The sequence below is a fragment of the Microbacterium pseudoresistens genome (assembly GCF_013409745.1).
GTDB lineage: Bacteria > Actinomycetota > Actinomycetes > Actinomycetales > Microbacteriaceae > Microbacterium > Microbacterium pseudoresistens.
On the sequence record NZ_JACCBH010000001.1, the window covers coordinates 201563 to 215625 of the forward strand.

General features: G+C 69.2%; 12 protein-coding genes and 1 tRNA gene. 6 read left to right on the forward strand and 7 right to left on the reverse strand.

The window, feature by feature from the left end:
* Positions 1 to 67: 67 nt before the first annotated feature.
* The 3 genes from gndA (at position 68) to BKA02_RS01010 (ending at position 3948) form a co-directional block, all read left to right on the forward strand.
* Entirely contained in the window at positions 68 to 1522 is a 1455-nt protein-coding gene (gene gndA, locus BKA02_RS01000) for an NADP-dependent phosphogluconate dehydrogenase (RefSeq protein WP_179430459.1), read from the forward strand.
* A gap of 117 nt (positions 1523 to 1639) precedes the next feature.
* On the forward strand, positions 1640 to 2371 hold the full coding sequence (locus BKA02_RS01005; RefSeq protein WP_246285949.1) for a response regulator transcription factor: 732 nt from the start codon (positions 1640 to 1642) through the stop codon (positions 2369 to 2371).
* A gap of 11 nt (positions 2372 to 2382) precedes the next feature.
* A complete protein-coding gene (locus BKA02_RS01010) occupies positions 2383 to 3948 on the forward strand; it encodes a sensor histidine kinase (protein WP_179430463.1) in 1566 nt (521 codons plus the stop codon).
* Between the two features lie 57 nt (positions 3949 to 4005).
* Here BKA02_RS01010 and BKA02_RS01015 read toward each other — a convergent pair whose 3' ends face one another.
* The 4 genes from BKA02_RS01015 to BKA02_RS01030 form a co-directional block, all read right to left on the reverse strand.
* The gene (locus BKA02_RS01015) at positions 4006 to 6093 is read right to left on the reverse strand and encodes a heavy metal translocating P-type ATPase (protein WP_246285950.1); all 2088 of its coding nucleotides are present in this window, start codon (positions 6091 to 6093) and stop codon (positions 4006 to 4008) included.
* 150 nt (positions 6094 to 6243) lie between these two features.
* Entirely contained in the window at positions 6244 to 7275 is a 1032-nt protein-coding gene (locus tag BKA02_RS01020; RefSeq protein WP_179430467.1) for a ribose-phosphate diphosphokinase, read from the reverse strand.
* 9 nt (positions 7276 to 7284) lie between these two features.
* Positions 7285 to 8712, reverse strand: coding sequence for a bifunctional UDP-N-acetylglucosamine diphosphorylase/glucosamine-1-phosphate N-acetyltransferase GlmU (glmU, locus tag BKA02_RS01025; protein WP_179430469.1), 1428 nt, complete (start codon positions 8710 to 8712; stop codon positions 7285 to 7287).
* Position 8713: 1 nt separating this feature from the next.
* Positions 8714 to 8785: transfer RNA gene (locus BKA02_RS01030), tRNA-Gln, on the reverse strand.
* Positions 8786 to 8846: 61 nt separating this feature from the next.
* Here BKA02_RS01030 and BKA02_RS01035 point away from each other — a divergent pair.
* Together BKA02_RS01035 and BKA02_RS01040 are read left to right on the forward strand one after the other, a co-directional pair.
* Complete coding sequence (locus BKA02_RS01035; protein ID WP_179430471.1) at positions 8847 to 9341, forward strand: MarR family winged helix-turn-helix transcriptional regulator; 495 nt, start codon at positions 8847 to 8849, stop codon at positions 9339 to 9341.
* A 22-nt stretch (positions 9342 to 9363) separates the two neighbouring features.
* Positions 9364 to 10299, forward strand: coding sequence for a pseudouridine synthase (locus tag BKA02_RS01040; RefSeq protein WP_218844634.1), 936 nt, complete (start codon positions 9364 to 9366; stop codon positions 10297 to 10299).
* Here the strand turns inward: BKA02_RS01040 and BKA02_RS01045 are convergent, their stop codons facing one another.
* From BKA02_RS01045 to BKA02_RS01055, 3 genes are all read right to left on the reverse strand, one after another.
* On the reverse strand, positions 10300 to 10959 hold the full coding sequence (locus BKA02_RS01045; RefSeq protein WP_179430475.1) for a methionine ABC transporter permease: 660 nt from the start codon (positions 10957 to 10959) through the stop codon (positions 10300 to 10302).
* A complete protein-coding gene (locus BKA02_RS01050) occupies positions 10959 to 12008 on the reverse strand; it encodes a methionine ABC transporter ATP-binding protein (RefSeq protein ID WP_179430477.1) in 1050 nt (349 codons plus the stop codon). The genes BKA02_RS01045 and BKA02_RS01050 overlap by 1 nt, the downstream gene beginning before the upstream one ends.
* A 90-nt stretch (positions 12009 to 12098) precedes the next feature.
* Complete coding sequence (locus BKA02_RS01055; RefSeq protein ID WP_179430479.1) at positions 12099 to 13004, reverse strand: MetQ/NlpA family ABC transporter substrate-binding protein; 906 nt, start codon at positions 13002 to 13004, stop codon at positions 12099 to 12101.
* 103 nt (positions 13005 to 13107) lie between these two features.
* Between BKA02_RS01055 and BKA02_RS01060 the strand changes: the two genes are divergently transcribed.
* Positions 13108 to 14043: a L,D-transpeptidase gene (locus tag BKA02_RS01060; RefSeq protein WP_343045312.1), complete on the forward strand. Its 936-nt coding sequence runs from the start codon at positions 13108 to 13110 to the stop codon at positions 14041 to 14043.
* Positions 14044 to 14063: the final 20 nt, after the last annotated feature.

Below are 14063 nucleotides of genomic sequence, written 5' to 3' on the forward strand. Positions count from 1 at the left end.
CGTCTCGGTCCGCCTTCGCTCAGCGATACTCTGGGACGACACCCCGCCACTTCGAGGAGATCAGACCGTGCCCACAGCTTCAGCGAACATCGGAGTCGTCGGACTCGCCGTGATGGGATCGAATCTCGCACGAAACCTCGCCAGCCGCGAAGGCAACACCGTCGCCGTGTACAACCGGAGCCGCGAGAAGACCGATGAGCTGATCGCCGAGCACCCCGAGGCGGGATTCGTGCCGGCCTTCGGCTATCGTGAGTTCGCCGATTCGCTGACCACGCCGCGCACGGCGATCATCATGGTCAAGGCCGGTGCCCCCACGGATGCCGTGATCGACTCGCTCGTCGAGGTTTTCGAGCCAGGAGACATCATCGTCGACGGCGGCAACGCCTATTTCCCCGACACGATCCGCCGCGAGAAGGCGGTGCGCGAGAGCGGGATCAACTTCGTCGGCGCCGGCATCTCCGGCGGCGAGGAGGGCGCGCTGAACGGCCCCTCGATCATGCCGGGTGGGTCGGACGAGTCGTGGGTCACGCTCGGACCGATCCTGCGCTCCATCGCCGCGGTCGCCGAAGGCGAGCCGTGCGTGACGCACGTGGGCCACGACGGCGCCGGGCACTTCGTGAAGATGGTGCACAACGGCATCGAGTACGCCGACATGCAGCTCATCGCCGAGGCCTACGACCTCATCCGTCGCGGCACGGGCAAGAGCCCCGCCGAGATCGCCGACGTGTTCGCCGAGTGGAACCAGGGCGAGCTGGAGTCGTACCTCATCGAGATCACGGCCGAGGTGCTGCGCCAGAACGATGCGGAGACCGGCCTGCCCCTGGTCGACGTGATCCTCGACCAGGCCGGCGCCAAGGGCACCGGCGCGTGGACCGTGCAGACCGCGCTCTCGCTGGGCGTTCCCGTCTCGGGCATCGCCGAGGCGACCTTCGCCCGCTCGCTGTCGTCGCACCCCGAGCAGCGCGAAGCGGCAGCCGACCTGCCCGGCCCCGACGAGGGCTTCGCGGTGGCCGCCGGTGATGTCGACGCGTTCATCGAAGACGTGCGCCTGGCGCTGTACGCCTCCAAGATCGTCGCCTACTCGCAGGGCTTCGACGAGATCCGTGCGGGCGCCACCGAATACGGCTGGAACATCGACCTCGGCGCGATCAGCAAGATCTGGCGCGGCGGATGCATCATCCGCGCGCAGTTCCTCAACCGCATCGCCGACGCCTACGCCGAGACGCCGGATCTGCCGCTGCTCATGGCCGCGCCGTACTTCGCCGAAGCGCTCGGCCGCGGCCAGGCCGCGTGGCGCCGCGTCGTCGTCGCCGCCGCGGAGGCAGGCATCCCCTCCCCCGCCTTCGGCTCGTCGCTGTCGTACTACGACGGCATCCGCGCCGACCGCCTCCCCGCCGCCCTCGTGCAGGGGCAGCGCGACTTCTTCGGCGCGCACACCTACAAGCGCGTCGACAAGGACGGCACGTTCCACACCCTGTGGTCGGGCGATCGCACCGAGATCGAAGCGGTCGACGCGCACTGACGACCGTCAGCGGATGATCGCGGCTCGCACCGCAGCCGTGGGCGCACGTCGCTCGCTCACAGACCACGCATAGCATTCTCCATAGAAATCACATAGGTGATTCCTATGATCGGAGTCATGAGCGATCATTCCCTGCCCGAGCTGCGGCGCCCCGACGGCTCCCCCCTGCGCATCCTGGCCGTCGACGACGAGCCGATGCTCACCGATCTCCTGGCCATGGCCCTGCGGATGGAAGGCTGGGAGGTGCGCACCGCGGCCTCGGGCATGGAGGCGCTCCAGGTCGTGCGCGACTTCGGTCCCGACGCGATCATCCTCGACGTCATGATGCCCGACCTCGACGGTCTGGGCGTGCTGCGCCGGCTGCGCGAGGCCGGCAACCTCGTCCCCGTGCTCTTCCTCACCGCGAAGGATGCCGTGGCCGACCGCATCGCCGGTCTCACAGTGGGCGGCGACGACTACGTGACGAAGCCGTTCAGCCTCGAAGAAGTCGTGGCGCGGCTGCGCGCCGTCATCCGTCGCAGCGGCGGGGCCGCCACGGCCGAAGGGGAGTCGATCCTGCAGGTGGGCGATCTGACGCTCAACGAAGACAGCCACGAGGTCATCCGCGCCGGCACCGAGGTGGAGCTGACCGCGACCGAGTTCGAACTGCTCCGCTACCTCATGCGCAACGAGCGGCGAGTGCTGTCCAAGGCGCAGATCCTCGACCGGGTGTGGAGCTACGACTTCGGCGGGCGATCCAGCGTCGTCGAGCTGTACATCTCGTACCTGCGCAAGAAGCTCGACGCAGGCCACACGCCGCTCATCCACACGGTGCGCGGGGTCGGCTACATGATCAAGGCGCCGCAGTAAGCCCGCCCGCGATGGCCGACCCCGTCCCGCCGCATCCGTCGCCGAAGATGCGCACGCCGCTCACGTTGCAGACCCGCCTCATGGGCGCGGTCACGGGCATCGTCTCGCTCATCGTGGTGATCATCGCGATCATCACCAGTGCGGCGCTCAGCCAAGCGCTGGAGAACGCCCTGGCCGAGCAGCTGCGCACCACCGCGACGACGACCACGAGCCTCGTCTCTCAGCGCGAGAAGCTCGCGGCGCAGAACGGGATCCCCCTGACCACCGCGTTCGTGCTGGAGGGCACGCAGGTGCAGGGCGCCGACCTGCTGCTGGCGCTCTCGCCTGCCGACAGCGCACCCAGCGGCCGCACCGTGAGCGGAAACTCGAGCACCCCGCTCACCGATGCGCAGCTGCTGCAGATCGACCATGCCCTGCGCTCCGAGAATTCCACCACCGTGACACTCGGCAGCCTCGGCTCGTACCGGATCACCGTCACCCAGACGTCCAACGGCACCGCCGTGGTGACCGGGCTCTCCCGCGAGTCGAACCTACGCACGATCACCCAACTGTTCGTCGTCATCGCCCTGGCCACCGTGGGCGGCCTTCTGCTGCTCGCCATCACCACCGTCATCACCATCCGGGTGAGCCTTCGCCCGCTCCGGTCGGTCGCGGCCACCGCCACGCGGGTCGCCAACCAGCGCCTCGACCAGGGTGCCGTGTCGATCACCGAGCGCGTGCCGACCGCCGAGGCCGATCCGCGCACCGAGACGGGCCTGGTCGGCGCGGCCGTCAACACCATGCTCGACCACCTCGACTCCTCCCTCGCCGCCCGCCAGCGCAACGAGGAGAAGATGCGACGCTTCGTCGCCGATGCCAGCCACGAGCTGCGCACACCCCTCGCCTCCATCCGCGGATACTCGGAGCTCTCCCTGCGGCACACCGACCTGCCCGAGGCGACGCACACGGCGCTCGAGCGCATCCAGGCGCAGTCGCTGCGCATGACGCACCTGGTGGAGGATCTGCTCCTGCTGGCCCGTCTCGACGAGGGGCGGGAGCTCGTGCTCTCCCCCATCGACCTCTCGCGCCTGGCCGTCGAGGGGGTCGAGGACGCCCGTCCCACCGCGCCCGACCACGAGTGGGAACTCGACGTCCCGGAGGAGTCCGTCGATGTGCGCGGCGACCTCGGCCGGCTGCAACAGGTCGTCACGAACCTGCTCGCCAACGCCCGCACCCACACTCCCGCGGGCACCCGCATCGCCGTGGAAGTCCTCCGGGACGGAGGACACGGCGTCCTGCGCGTGCGCGACGACGGCCCCGGCATCGATCCCGCCGTGCGCGAGACGCTCTTCGCCCGCTTCGCCCGCGGCGACAGCTCCCGCACCCGCGCCACCGGCGGCACCGGGCTGGGGCTCGCGATCACGAAGGCGATCGTCGACGGCCACGGCGGATCCATCGCCGTGGAAAGCACGCCCGGAAACACCGTGTTCACCGTGCGCATCCCGCTCAGCAACGCCGAGACACCGGCGACGCCCTCAGGGGCGATCAGCTCCCAGGGCGGTCACGCAATCCCCGACCGCACGTCCTCCGACGATTGAGCGCGCCCCGATCCACGCCGCTGTCGCCGTGCTTCATAGCCGCAGGATGCGCCGAGCTCAGCGGCGCAGGATGTCGCGGGTCGTCGTTGCCGGGTCGAGGTCGAGCCGGCGCAGCAGCTGCGCGTTGAGGGCGACCACGATCGTCGACAGCGACATCAGGATGGCGCCCACCGACATCGGCAGGATGAACCCGAGAGGAGCGAGCACCCCCGCTGCCAGGGGCACGGAGAGGAGGTTGTACCCCGCCGCCCACCACAGGTTCTGCCTCATCTTCCGGTATGCGGCACGCGACAGCTCGATCACGGAGAGCACCGACCGCGGGTCGTCGCCCGCGAGGATCACACCCGCCGAGGCGATCGCGACGTCCGTTCCCGCTCCGATCGCGAGTCCGACATCGGCCTGTGCGAGAGCCGGGGCGTCGTTGACGCCATCGCCGACCATCGCGACCTTCTTGCCCTCGCGCTGCAGCTCCTGAACCTTCGCCGCCTTGTCTTCGGGACGAACCCCGGCGAAGACGCGATCGATTCCGAGACCCTGCGCCACCGCCTGCGCCACAGCATCCGCGTCGCCCGTGATCATCACGACCTGCAGGCCGCGCTCATGCAGGGCGTCGATCGCCTCGCGCGACTCCGATCGCACCTCGTCGGCGAGCTTCATCGCGCCGATGACGCGCCCGTCCTGGATGACGTGCAGGATGATCGCGCCGTCCGAACGCCACTCCGAGGCGACCGGGAGCTCATCCGCCTGCTCCTCCGCGAGCAGGTGTGGCCCGCCGACGCGCACGACGCTGTCGTCGAGGGTCGCGGTGACACCCACCGCGGGTGAGGAGGCGAACCGGGAGCTGCGGGGAATCGCGAGCTGCTTCTCTTCGGCCGCGCGCACGATCGCGCGCGCCAGCGGATGCTCGCTATCGGCCTCCGCCGCGGCCGCCAGCGCGAGCACCTGATCCGGCTCAGAACCGTCGACCGCCGAGACGTCCGAGACCACCGGCTCGCCCTTCGTCAGCGTGCCCGTCTTGTCGAAGAGCACGGTGTCGACCGCGCGCATGCTCTCCAGCGCCAGGCGATCCTTGACCAGCACGCCCGCGCGCGCAGCGCGTTCGGTGGCGATGGAGACGACCAGCGGAATCGCCAGGCCCAGGGCGTGCGGGCAAGCGATCACCAGCACGGTGATCGTCCGGACCACCGCCGCGTCGGGGAAGCCGACGAGCGTCCACACGATCGCCGTGATGATCGCCGCTCCGAGCGCGAACCAGAACAGCCACCCGGCGGCCGTGTCCGCGAGGCGCTGTGCGCGCGAGGACGAACTCTGCGCTTCGGTGACGAGGCGCTGGATGCCCGCCAACGTCGTGTCATCGCCGATCGCCGTGATCTCAACGCGGAGCCCCGAGTCGGTCGCGACCGTGCCTGCCGTGACATGATCGCCGGTGCCTCGTTCGACCGCGCGGGACTCGCCGGTGACCATCGACTCGTCCATGGAGGCGCGTCCGTCGACGATGCGCCCGTCCGCGGGAACACTGCCGCCCGGCCGCACGATGACGACATCACCGACGACGAGGTCAGAGGGCGAGACAGTGACGACCTCGTCGCCATCGAGTCTCTCGGCTTCATCGGGGAGGAGGGCGGCGAGGGAGTCGAGCGCCGAGGTGGTCCGCGCAAGGGAGCGCATCTCGATCCAGTGCCCGAGCAGCATGATGACCACCAGCAGCGCGAGCTCCCACCAGAAGTCGAGTTCGTGATGCAGCACACCAAGGGTCGCGCCCCACGACGCGATGAAGGCGACGGTGATCGCGAGCGCGATCAGCAGCATCATGCCGGGCTTGCGCGCACGAAGCTCGCTCACCGCACCCGCGAGGAACGGACGTCCTCCCCACACGTACATGACCGTCCCCAGAACCGGAGACACCCCTCTCAAGCCCGGGACATCGGGAAGGGTGTAGCCGAGGATCGACGCGAACATGCCCGACAGCGCCACGGTGGGAACGGCCAGCACCAGCATGATCCAGAACAGGCGACGGAACTGTGCGACATGGTCTCCGTGACCCGAGTGGTGACGGTGACCGCCGTGACCGGAATGCTCTTCGTTCCCGGTGCGGTCGTGATGAACGTGGTGCTCCGGCGCACCCTCGTGGGGAGAATGGCTCATGGAACTCGTCTCCTGGAGGTCGAGGGCTGACATCTCGTCTGAGTCGACAACAAGATACCCCTGTAGGGTATTCCCATCCTCGCCGAGGTGAGGTGCATCCCCCGATCTCGACATGCCGCCGTCGCTGAGACGATCGGCACGCGGTCGCGCCTACGCGTCGCCGCCGAACATGCTCGTGACCGAGCCGTCTTCGAACACCTGACGGATGGCGGCGGCCAGCAGCGGGGCGATCGGCAGGATCGTCAGCGTCTCCCAGCGGCGCGACTCGGTGAGCGGGATGGTGTCTGTGATGACGACCTCGTCGATCGCGGCATCCTGCAGGCGCTCGGAGGCGGGATCGCTGAAGATCGCATGCGTGGCGGCGACGATCACGCGGCGCGCACCGTTCTTCTTGAGCGCCTGAGCGGCCTTGACGATCGTGCCGCCGGTGTCGATCATGTCGTCGACCAGCAGACACGTGCGGCCCTCGACCTCGCCCACGATCTCGTGCACCGAGACCTGGTTGGCGACCTTGGGATCGCGGCGCTTGTGGATGATGGCCAGCGGCGCACCGAGGCTGTCCGACCAGGTATCGGCCACGCGCACGCGCCCCATGTCGGGGGAGACAATCGTCAAGGTCTCACGATCCTCCGGCGTGAGCGTGCTCCGGAAGTGCTCGAGCAGCACGGGCTTGGCGAAGAGGTGGTCGACGGGCCCGTCGAAGAAGCCCTGGATCTGCGCCGCGTGCAGATCGACGCTCATGACGCGGTCGGCCCCGGCGGTCTTGAGCAGATCGGCGACGAGGCGGGCGCTGATCGGCTCGCGTCCGCGGCCCTTCTTGTCCTGCCGGGAGTAGGGGAAGTACGGCGCGACGACCGTGATCCGCTTGGCGGAGGCGCGCTTGGCGGCATCGAGCATGATGAGCGTCTCCATGAGCCACTCGTTGACCGGTTCGCCGAAGGACTGCACGATGAACAGGTCGCAGCCGCGGATCGACACCTCGAAGCGGGCGTAGATCTCGCCCGACGCGAAGGTGCGGTGCTCGACCGGGGCGATCTCGGTGCCGAGCACGTCGGCCACCTGCCGGGTGAGGTCAGGGACCGAACGCCCGCCCGCGACGACGAGCCGCTTCTTGGTCTTGGCGATAAGCCCTGGCGCGATGCCGTTGTCGCGATCAAGCTCGATCTTCTTCTTGCGCCCCATCGGACCCGCCTATTCCGCCGTCTGTGACCGGGCCGCCGCCTCTGCGGCACCCGTGCCCGCCCTGTTCTTCTCGACCCACCCCTCGATGTTGCGCTGAGGGGCGACGCTCATGGCAAGCGCACCGGCGGGAACGTCCTTGCGGACGACGGCGCCGGCACCTGTCTTCGCACCGGCTCCCAGCTTAACGGGAGCGACGAGCACCGTGTGCGAACCTGTGTGCACCTCGTCGCCGATCTCGGTGCGGTGCTTGCTCACGTCGTCGTAGTTGGCCGTGATCGTGCTCGCGCCGAGGTTGACGCCGCGACCGATCGTGGCGTCGCCCACGTACGACAGGTGCGGAACCTTGCTGCCCTCGCCGATCTCGGCGTTCTTCGTCTCGACGTATGCGCCGATCTTGCCCTCGGCGCCGAGCACGGTGCCGGGACGCAGGTACGAGAACGGGCCGACCGTGGCGCCCGCCCCGATCACGGCGAGGTTCGCATCCGTGCGGCGCACCGTGGCGTCGGCGCCGACCTCGCAGTCCGCGAGCGAGGTGTCCGGCCCGATCACCGCCCCCGACTCGATCACCGTCGCCCCGACGATGTGCGTGTTCGGCAGGAGCGTGACGTCGGCGGCGAGCTTCGCCTCGTCATCGATCCAGGTCGTGGCGGGATCCACGATCGTCACGCCCTCGAGCTGCCAGCGGCGCACGATGCGGGCGTTGAGCAGGCGGCCCACTTCCGCGAGCTGGGCGCGGTCGTTGACCCCGTAGGTGACGGAGACGTCGGAGACGACGGAGGCGCCCACGCGCTGGCCGGCGCCGCGCAGCAGCCCGGGCACGTCGGTGAGGTACTTCTCCCCCTGGGCGTTGTCGACGCCGACCCTCGCGAGGTTCTCGCGCAGCGCGGCGGCGCGGAAGACGTACATGCCCGCGTTGATCTCATTGACGGCGGCCTCGTCGACCGTGGCATCCTTCTGCTCCACGATGCGGTCGACGTCGCCTGCGTCGTCACGGATCACGCGGCCGTAGCCGGTGGGGTCGTCGACGACGGCGGTCATCAGCGTCGCCGACGCCCCCGTGGCGCGATGCTCGGCGACGAAGGCACTCAGCGTCTGTTCGTCGGCCAGCGGGCAGTCGCCGGAGAGGATGAGCACATCGCCGTCGAAGTCGGGAATGGCCTCGAGCGCCACCTCGACCGCGCGACCCGTACCGGGGATCTCGTCCTGGTCGACGACATCGGCGTCGGGGTGCTGCGCGGCGATGACGCCGACGACCTGGTCGCGCTCGTAGCGCACGACGACTTCGATGTGCCGGGCCTGCAGACGCGTCGCGGTCGTGAGCACGTGCCCGACCAGCGGTCGCCCGGCGATCGGATGCAGCACCTTGGGAAGGCGCGACTTCATGCGCGTGCCCTGTCCTGCCGCGAGGACGATGATCGCGAGATTGTTATCGGTCATGCTCCGCCGCCAGGATTCGAACCTGAACCTCACAGCTCCAAAGGCTGTCGTGCTGCCGTTACACCACGGCGGACCACGGCGCCGTCGACATGCGAGGCCCGCGGATCAAGTCTGCCATGCGCGAAGATGGACGAATGAGCACGAGCGATGAGGTCGACCGCATCGTCGGCGCCTGGAACACACAGCGCGCCGACCTGGATTTCTCGCCCCTCGAGGTGCTCTCCCGCGTCGACCGCCTCTCGCGCCATCTCGACCGGGCCCGGCGCGAGGTGTTCCGCCGCAGCGACCTCGAGCCGTGGGAGTGGGACGTGCTGTCGGCCCTGCGCCGCGCGGGCGATCCGTTCCAGCTCTCGCCCAAGAGCCTGCTGCAGCAGACGCTGGTCTCCAGCGGCACGATGACCAACCGCATCGACCGTCTCGTGGGGCGCCGATTCGTGCGGAGGGTGTCGGATCCGGGCGATGGGCGCAGCGTTCTCGTCACCCTCACCGACGACGGCCGGGTGCGGGTGGATGCCGCCATCACGCGCCTGGTGGATGCGGAGGCCGAGCTGCTGGCCCCGCTGGCGCGCGGCGACCGCGAACGCCTCGCCGCGCTGCTGCGCAAGCTCAGCCTGAGCTTCGACTCCTGAGCGGTCCGGAGATCCGATGGCCATGCGCTCGCCCCTGCCCGTCCGCGACGGGGTCGGCGCGACCCGGCTGCACGTGCCGGTGGAGGGGCCGTGGCCCACGATCGCCGCGTACATGGCCGAGCGCTTCTTCCACCTCGAGCCCGAACGGCTGCTGCGCCGCTTCGACCGGGGCGAGATCGTCGCCCGCGACGGCACGCCGCTGGCCCGCGAGACACCGCTGGGGGCCTACGAGTTCGTCTGGTATTACCGTGAACCGCCGGCGGAGAAGCAGATCCCCTTCGACATCGAGGTGCTGCATGTCGACGACGACCTCGTCGTGATCGACAAGCCGCACTTCCTGCCCACCACCCCGGGCGGCAAGTACCTGCAGAACTCGGCCCTCGTGCGCCTGCGGAACCTGCTCGACAACCCCGATCTCACACCGATCCACCGGCTGGATCGCGCCACGGCCGGCCTACTGATGTTCTCGGCCCGCCCCGTCACGCGCGGCGCGTACCAGCTGCTGTTCGAGCGCCGCGAGGTCGAGAAGGTCTACGAGGCGGTCTCGGCGCTGCCGCAGGGGTGGGATGCGGATGCTCCCGCCCTCGCCGGGCGCGCATTCCCGATCGTGTACCGCAACCACATCGAGAAGCTCCGCGGCAACGTGTGCGTCCGCGTGGACGATGACCGCGAGCCCAACGCCGAGACGCTCATCGAGTTCGTGAACGCCGACGAGCGCGTGCTGCACACGTTGCTGCGCCCGCACTCCGGACGCATGCATCAGCTGCGGGTGCACCTCGCGGCCCTGGACGCCGGCATCCTCAACGACGGCTTCTATCCCAAGCTGCTGCCCGAGACGCCCGACGATTTCACCAGGCCGCTGCAGCTGCTCGCCCGCAAGCTGCGCTTCACCGACCCGCTCAGCGGCCGCGGGCGCGAGTTCACCACTCGCCGCACGCTGCAGGACGCCCCGCGCTGATCAGCGGCGCATGACAACGCGGGCAAGGCCGGTGCCGAGCGTCTGCACGAGATGCACGAACACGACGATGAGCACGATCGCGGCCCACATGACGACGGGCTCGAACTGACGGAAGCCATAGATCTGGGCGAAGGCGCCGAGGCCCCCGCCGCCGATGAGGCCGGCCATCGCCGTCATGTCGATGAGTGCGACGACGATGAACGTGTAGCCGAGGATCAGCGGACCCAGCGCCTCGGGGAGCACGACGGTGAGCAGGGTCCGCCAGGGGCCCGCGCCCATCGCCCTGGCTGCTTCGATGACACCCGGTGGCACCGAGACGAGGTGCTGCTCGACGATGCGGCCGATGGCGAAGGATGCCGCCAGTCCGATTGCGAAGGCGCCGGCGTTGATGCCGATGCCCGTGCCGACGACGGCCCGCGTGAAGGGCTGCGCCACGGCGATGAAGATGACGAACGGGATGGGCCGGAAGAAGTTGACGATGAACTCGATCACGACGTTCACGGGCTTGTTCTGCAGCAGTCCGCCACGGCGTGTGACATAGAGCCCCAGCCCGATGACGGTGCCGAGCACGCCGCCCATGACGAGCGCGAACGTCGTCATGTACAGCGTCTCGACGGCGGCGGCCCAGAACTCGGGCTGCAGTTCGATGAGGCGATCCATCAGCGCACCTCCTCCGGCTCGACGTCGATCTCCGTGACGGCGGCGTGCTCCCCGATGGCCACCAGGGCCCCGTCGATCGCGGCGTCGTCGCCGCGGATCGCGAGGGTGAGGTGGCCGAACGCCTTGCCGCGGATGTCGTTGATCCCGCCATAGACGAGCTCGAACTCGAGCCCGGCCTGAGCGAGATCGACGAAGACCTGCGCCTGCGACGAGTCTCCGTCGCGGAACGAGAAGGTCACCAGGCGTCCGCGATGCCGCTCGCGCAGCAGCGAGCGCTCGGACGGAGACGGGATGCCCTTGATGACGGTGCCGACGAAGCGCTGCGACGCCGGGTTCTGCGGCGCGGAGAAGACGTCGAAGACATCTCCCTGCTCGACCACGCGCCCCTTCTCCATCACTGCGACTCTCGTCGCGAGGGTCTGGATCACATCCATCTCGTGCGTGATGACGACGATCGTCACGCCCTGCTCCTCGTTGACCCGGCGCAGCAACGCGAGCACCTCGTGCGTGGTCTGCGGATCCAGGGCGCTGGTCGCCTCGTCGGCGAGGAGGATCGCGGGACGGGTGGCGAGGGCGCGGGCGATGCCGACGCGCTGCTTCTGACCGCCGGAGAGCTGTTCGGGAAAGGCCCGGGCCTTATCCGACAGCCCAACGAACTCGAGCAGTTCGGCGACGCGCGCATCCGTGTCGGCTCGGCTCCATCCGGCGAGCTTGAGCGGGTAGGCGATGTTCGCGCGCACCGACTTCGCGGAGAAGAGGTTGAACTGCTGGAAGATCATGCCGATCCCCCCGCGCACGGCGCGCAGCTTCTTCTCCGGCAGACGCGTGACGTCGACGCCGTCGACGACGATCTCGCCGGAGGTCGCCGGCTCCAGCGCGTTGATCAGTCGCACGAGGGTCGATTTGCCCGCACCGGAGTACCCGATGATGCCGAAGACGTCGCCTTTGTCGATGTCGAGGCTCACGTCGTCGACCGCCACGACCTCTTCGCCGCCGCGGTCGGCGGGCGGGTACGCCTTGGTGACGTTGGTCAGCGTGACGATCGGCATGGTTCTTCTCCGGTGAGCGACGGACGGAGGCGGTGGACGCAGGAATCGGGCGGCGCTTCGCGCACCGCCCGATTCTCCCGCATTACTGCATCAGTTGTTGGCGGCGATGTCCTTCTGAACCTTCTCCAGCGAAGCCACGAGATCCTCGGCCGGGGTCTGCAGCGCCACGGCCGTATCGCCGGACGACTTCTGCAGACCGGCCTGCACGGCCTCGTTCGTCTGGAAGATCTCGACGAGCGTGCGATACGTCTCGTTGTCGGCATCGTCCGCACGGGCGGCGAAGATGTTCACGTAGGGCAGGGCGTTCGGATCGCTCGGGTCGTCCTGGGCGATCGCATCGTCGAACGACAGGCCGGCGGCCTCCACGAAGTCGTTGTTGAGGATCGATGCGGCCACGTCCGGCAGGGAGGTGGGCAGCAGAGCCGCCTCGAGTGCGGTGACCTTCACCTTCGACTTCTCGGTGTCGACGTCGGCAAGGTCCGACAGCGTCGTGCCGCCGCTCTTGAGCTCGATGAGCCCGGCCGACTGCAGCACGAGCAGGGCGCGCGCCTGATTCGACGCGTCATCGGGAACGGCGACCGTCTCCCCGGCGGGGATGTCCTTCACGTCGTCGTACTTGGTCGAATACAGCCCGAGCGGGTAGATCGCCGTGGATCCGATCGGCACGAGGTCGTCGCCCGAGGCCTCGTTGTACTGCGCGAGGTAGATGATGTGCTGGAACTGATTGAGGTCGAGCTCGCCCTCCGACAGGGCCGGGTTGGGCTGCTCGTACGACCCGAAGTCGACCAGCTCGACGGTGATGCCCTCTTCGGCGGCGGCCGCGACGAAGGCCGGCCACTGCTCGTCGGACTTGCCGACGACGCCGATGCGCACGACCTCGTCGGAGCTCTGGGCCTCGCCGGTGGAGTCGCCGGATCCGGAGGCGCATCCGGTGAGCGCGGTGAGCAGGACAGACGCCGCGAGGGCGCCAGCGAGGGTGAGACGGCGGCGGGACATGGGCGTGTGATTCCTCTCGTGGGGGCTCGGCAACAGTAAGCGCGCGTGCGCGAGCACACCGAATCGATTCGTCACACGGAGTCATAGGCCGCAAGATGGAGGCGTGACCGCTCCCGAGACGACGCCTCCGCCGAGGCATCGCGCACCGCGACGGCTGGGCCCGCGGGCGTGGACGCTCATCGCGGCGATCGGCGTGCTCGCCCTCACGCTCATCGTCATCGTGGCGATCCTGCTCTGGCCGCGTCCCGAGCCCGAACCCGCCGCGGCGCCGACTCCTCCCGCCATCGCCTCCCCCACGACGACCCCCACTCCGACGCCGACGGGCTTCCCGGCGAACACCGGCGTCTATGACGTTTCGACGCTGCCGCAGGTCGACGTGTTCGCGGTCATCCCCGCGCTGCCCGTCGACATCGCCCCCGAGGCCCCGTTCGCGGGCTTCACCGCGCATGCCGCCGCGCCCGCGATCCCCGTGTGGGCGGACCCCCTGGGCGATCCGGTCGCCGCGCTGCCCGCGGAGTACACCTTCGACGGCACGACAGTGGCGGTGATCGAGAATCAGGACGACTGGGTGCACGTGCTCCTCACCGGTCGGCAGGCGCTGCCCTCCGAGGGCAGCCCCGCGCAACTGACGGGATGGCTGCGCACGGCCGACGTGCAGCTGTCGCCCGTCGACGCGCACGTGGAGGTGAGCATCTCGGCGCGCACCATCGACATCGTGCGCAACGGAGTGCCCGAGCGCATCGCCACCGACTTCGCCTGGGGCGCCGATGAGACGCCGACGCCGATCGGCCGTGCATTCATCATGATGACGCGCGTGGTGCCCGAGTTCGAGTACACGCGCGGCAACCCGATGGTGTACCTGTCGGTGCAGTCGCCGACGCTCGACGGCTTCGGCGGAGCGGATGCGGCGGTGACGGCCTTCCACTACCACGACGAGCGCACCGGACCGATCTCGAACGGCTGCATCCGCGTCGACGAGGCGATCATCGCCCGTCTCGCCGAGCTGCCCCAGGGCACCGGGGTGTCCATCCGCCCCTGACCGGATATCGCTGCGCGAAC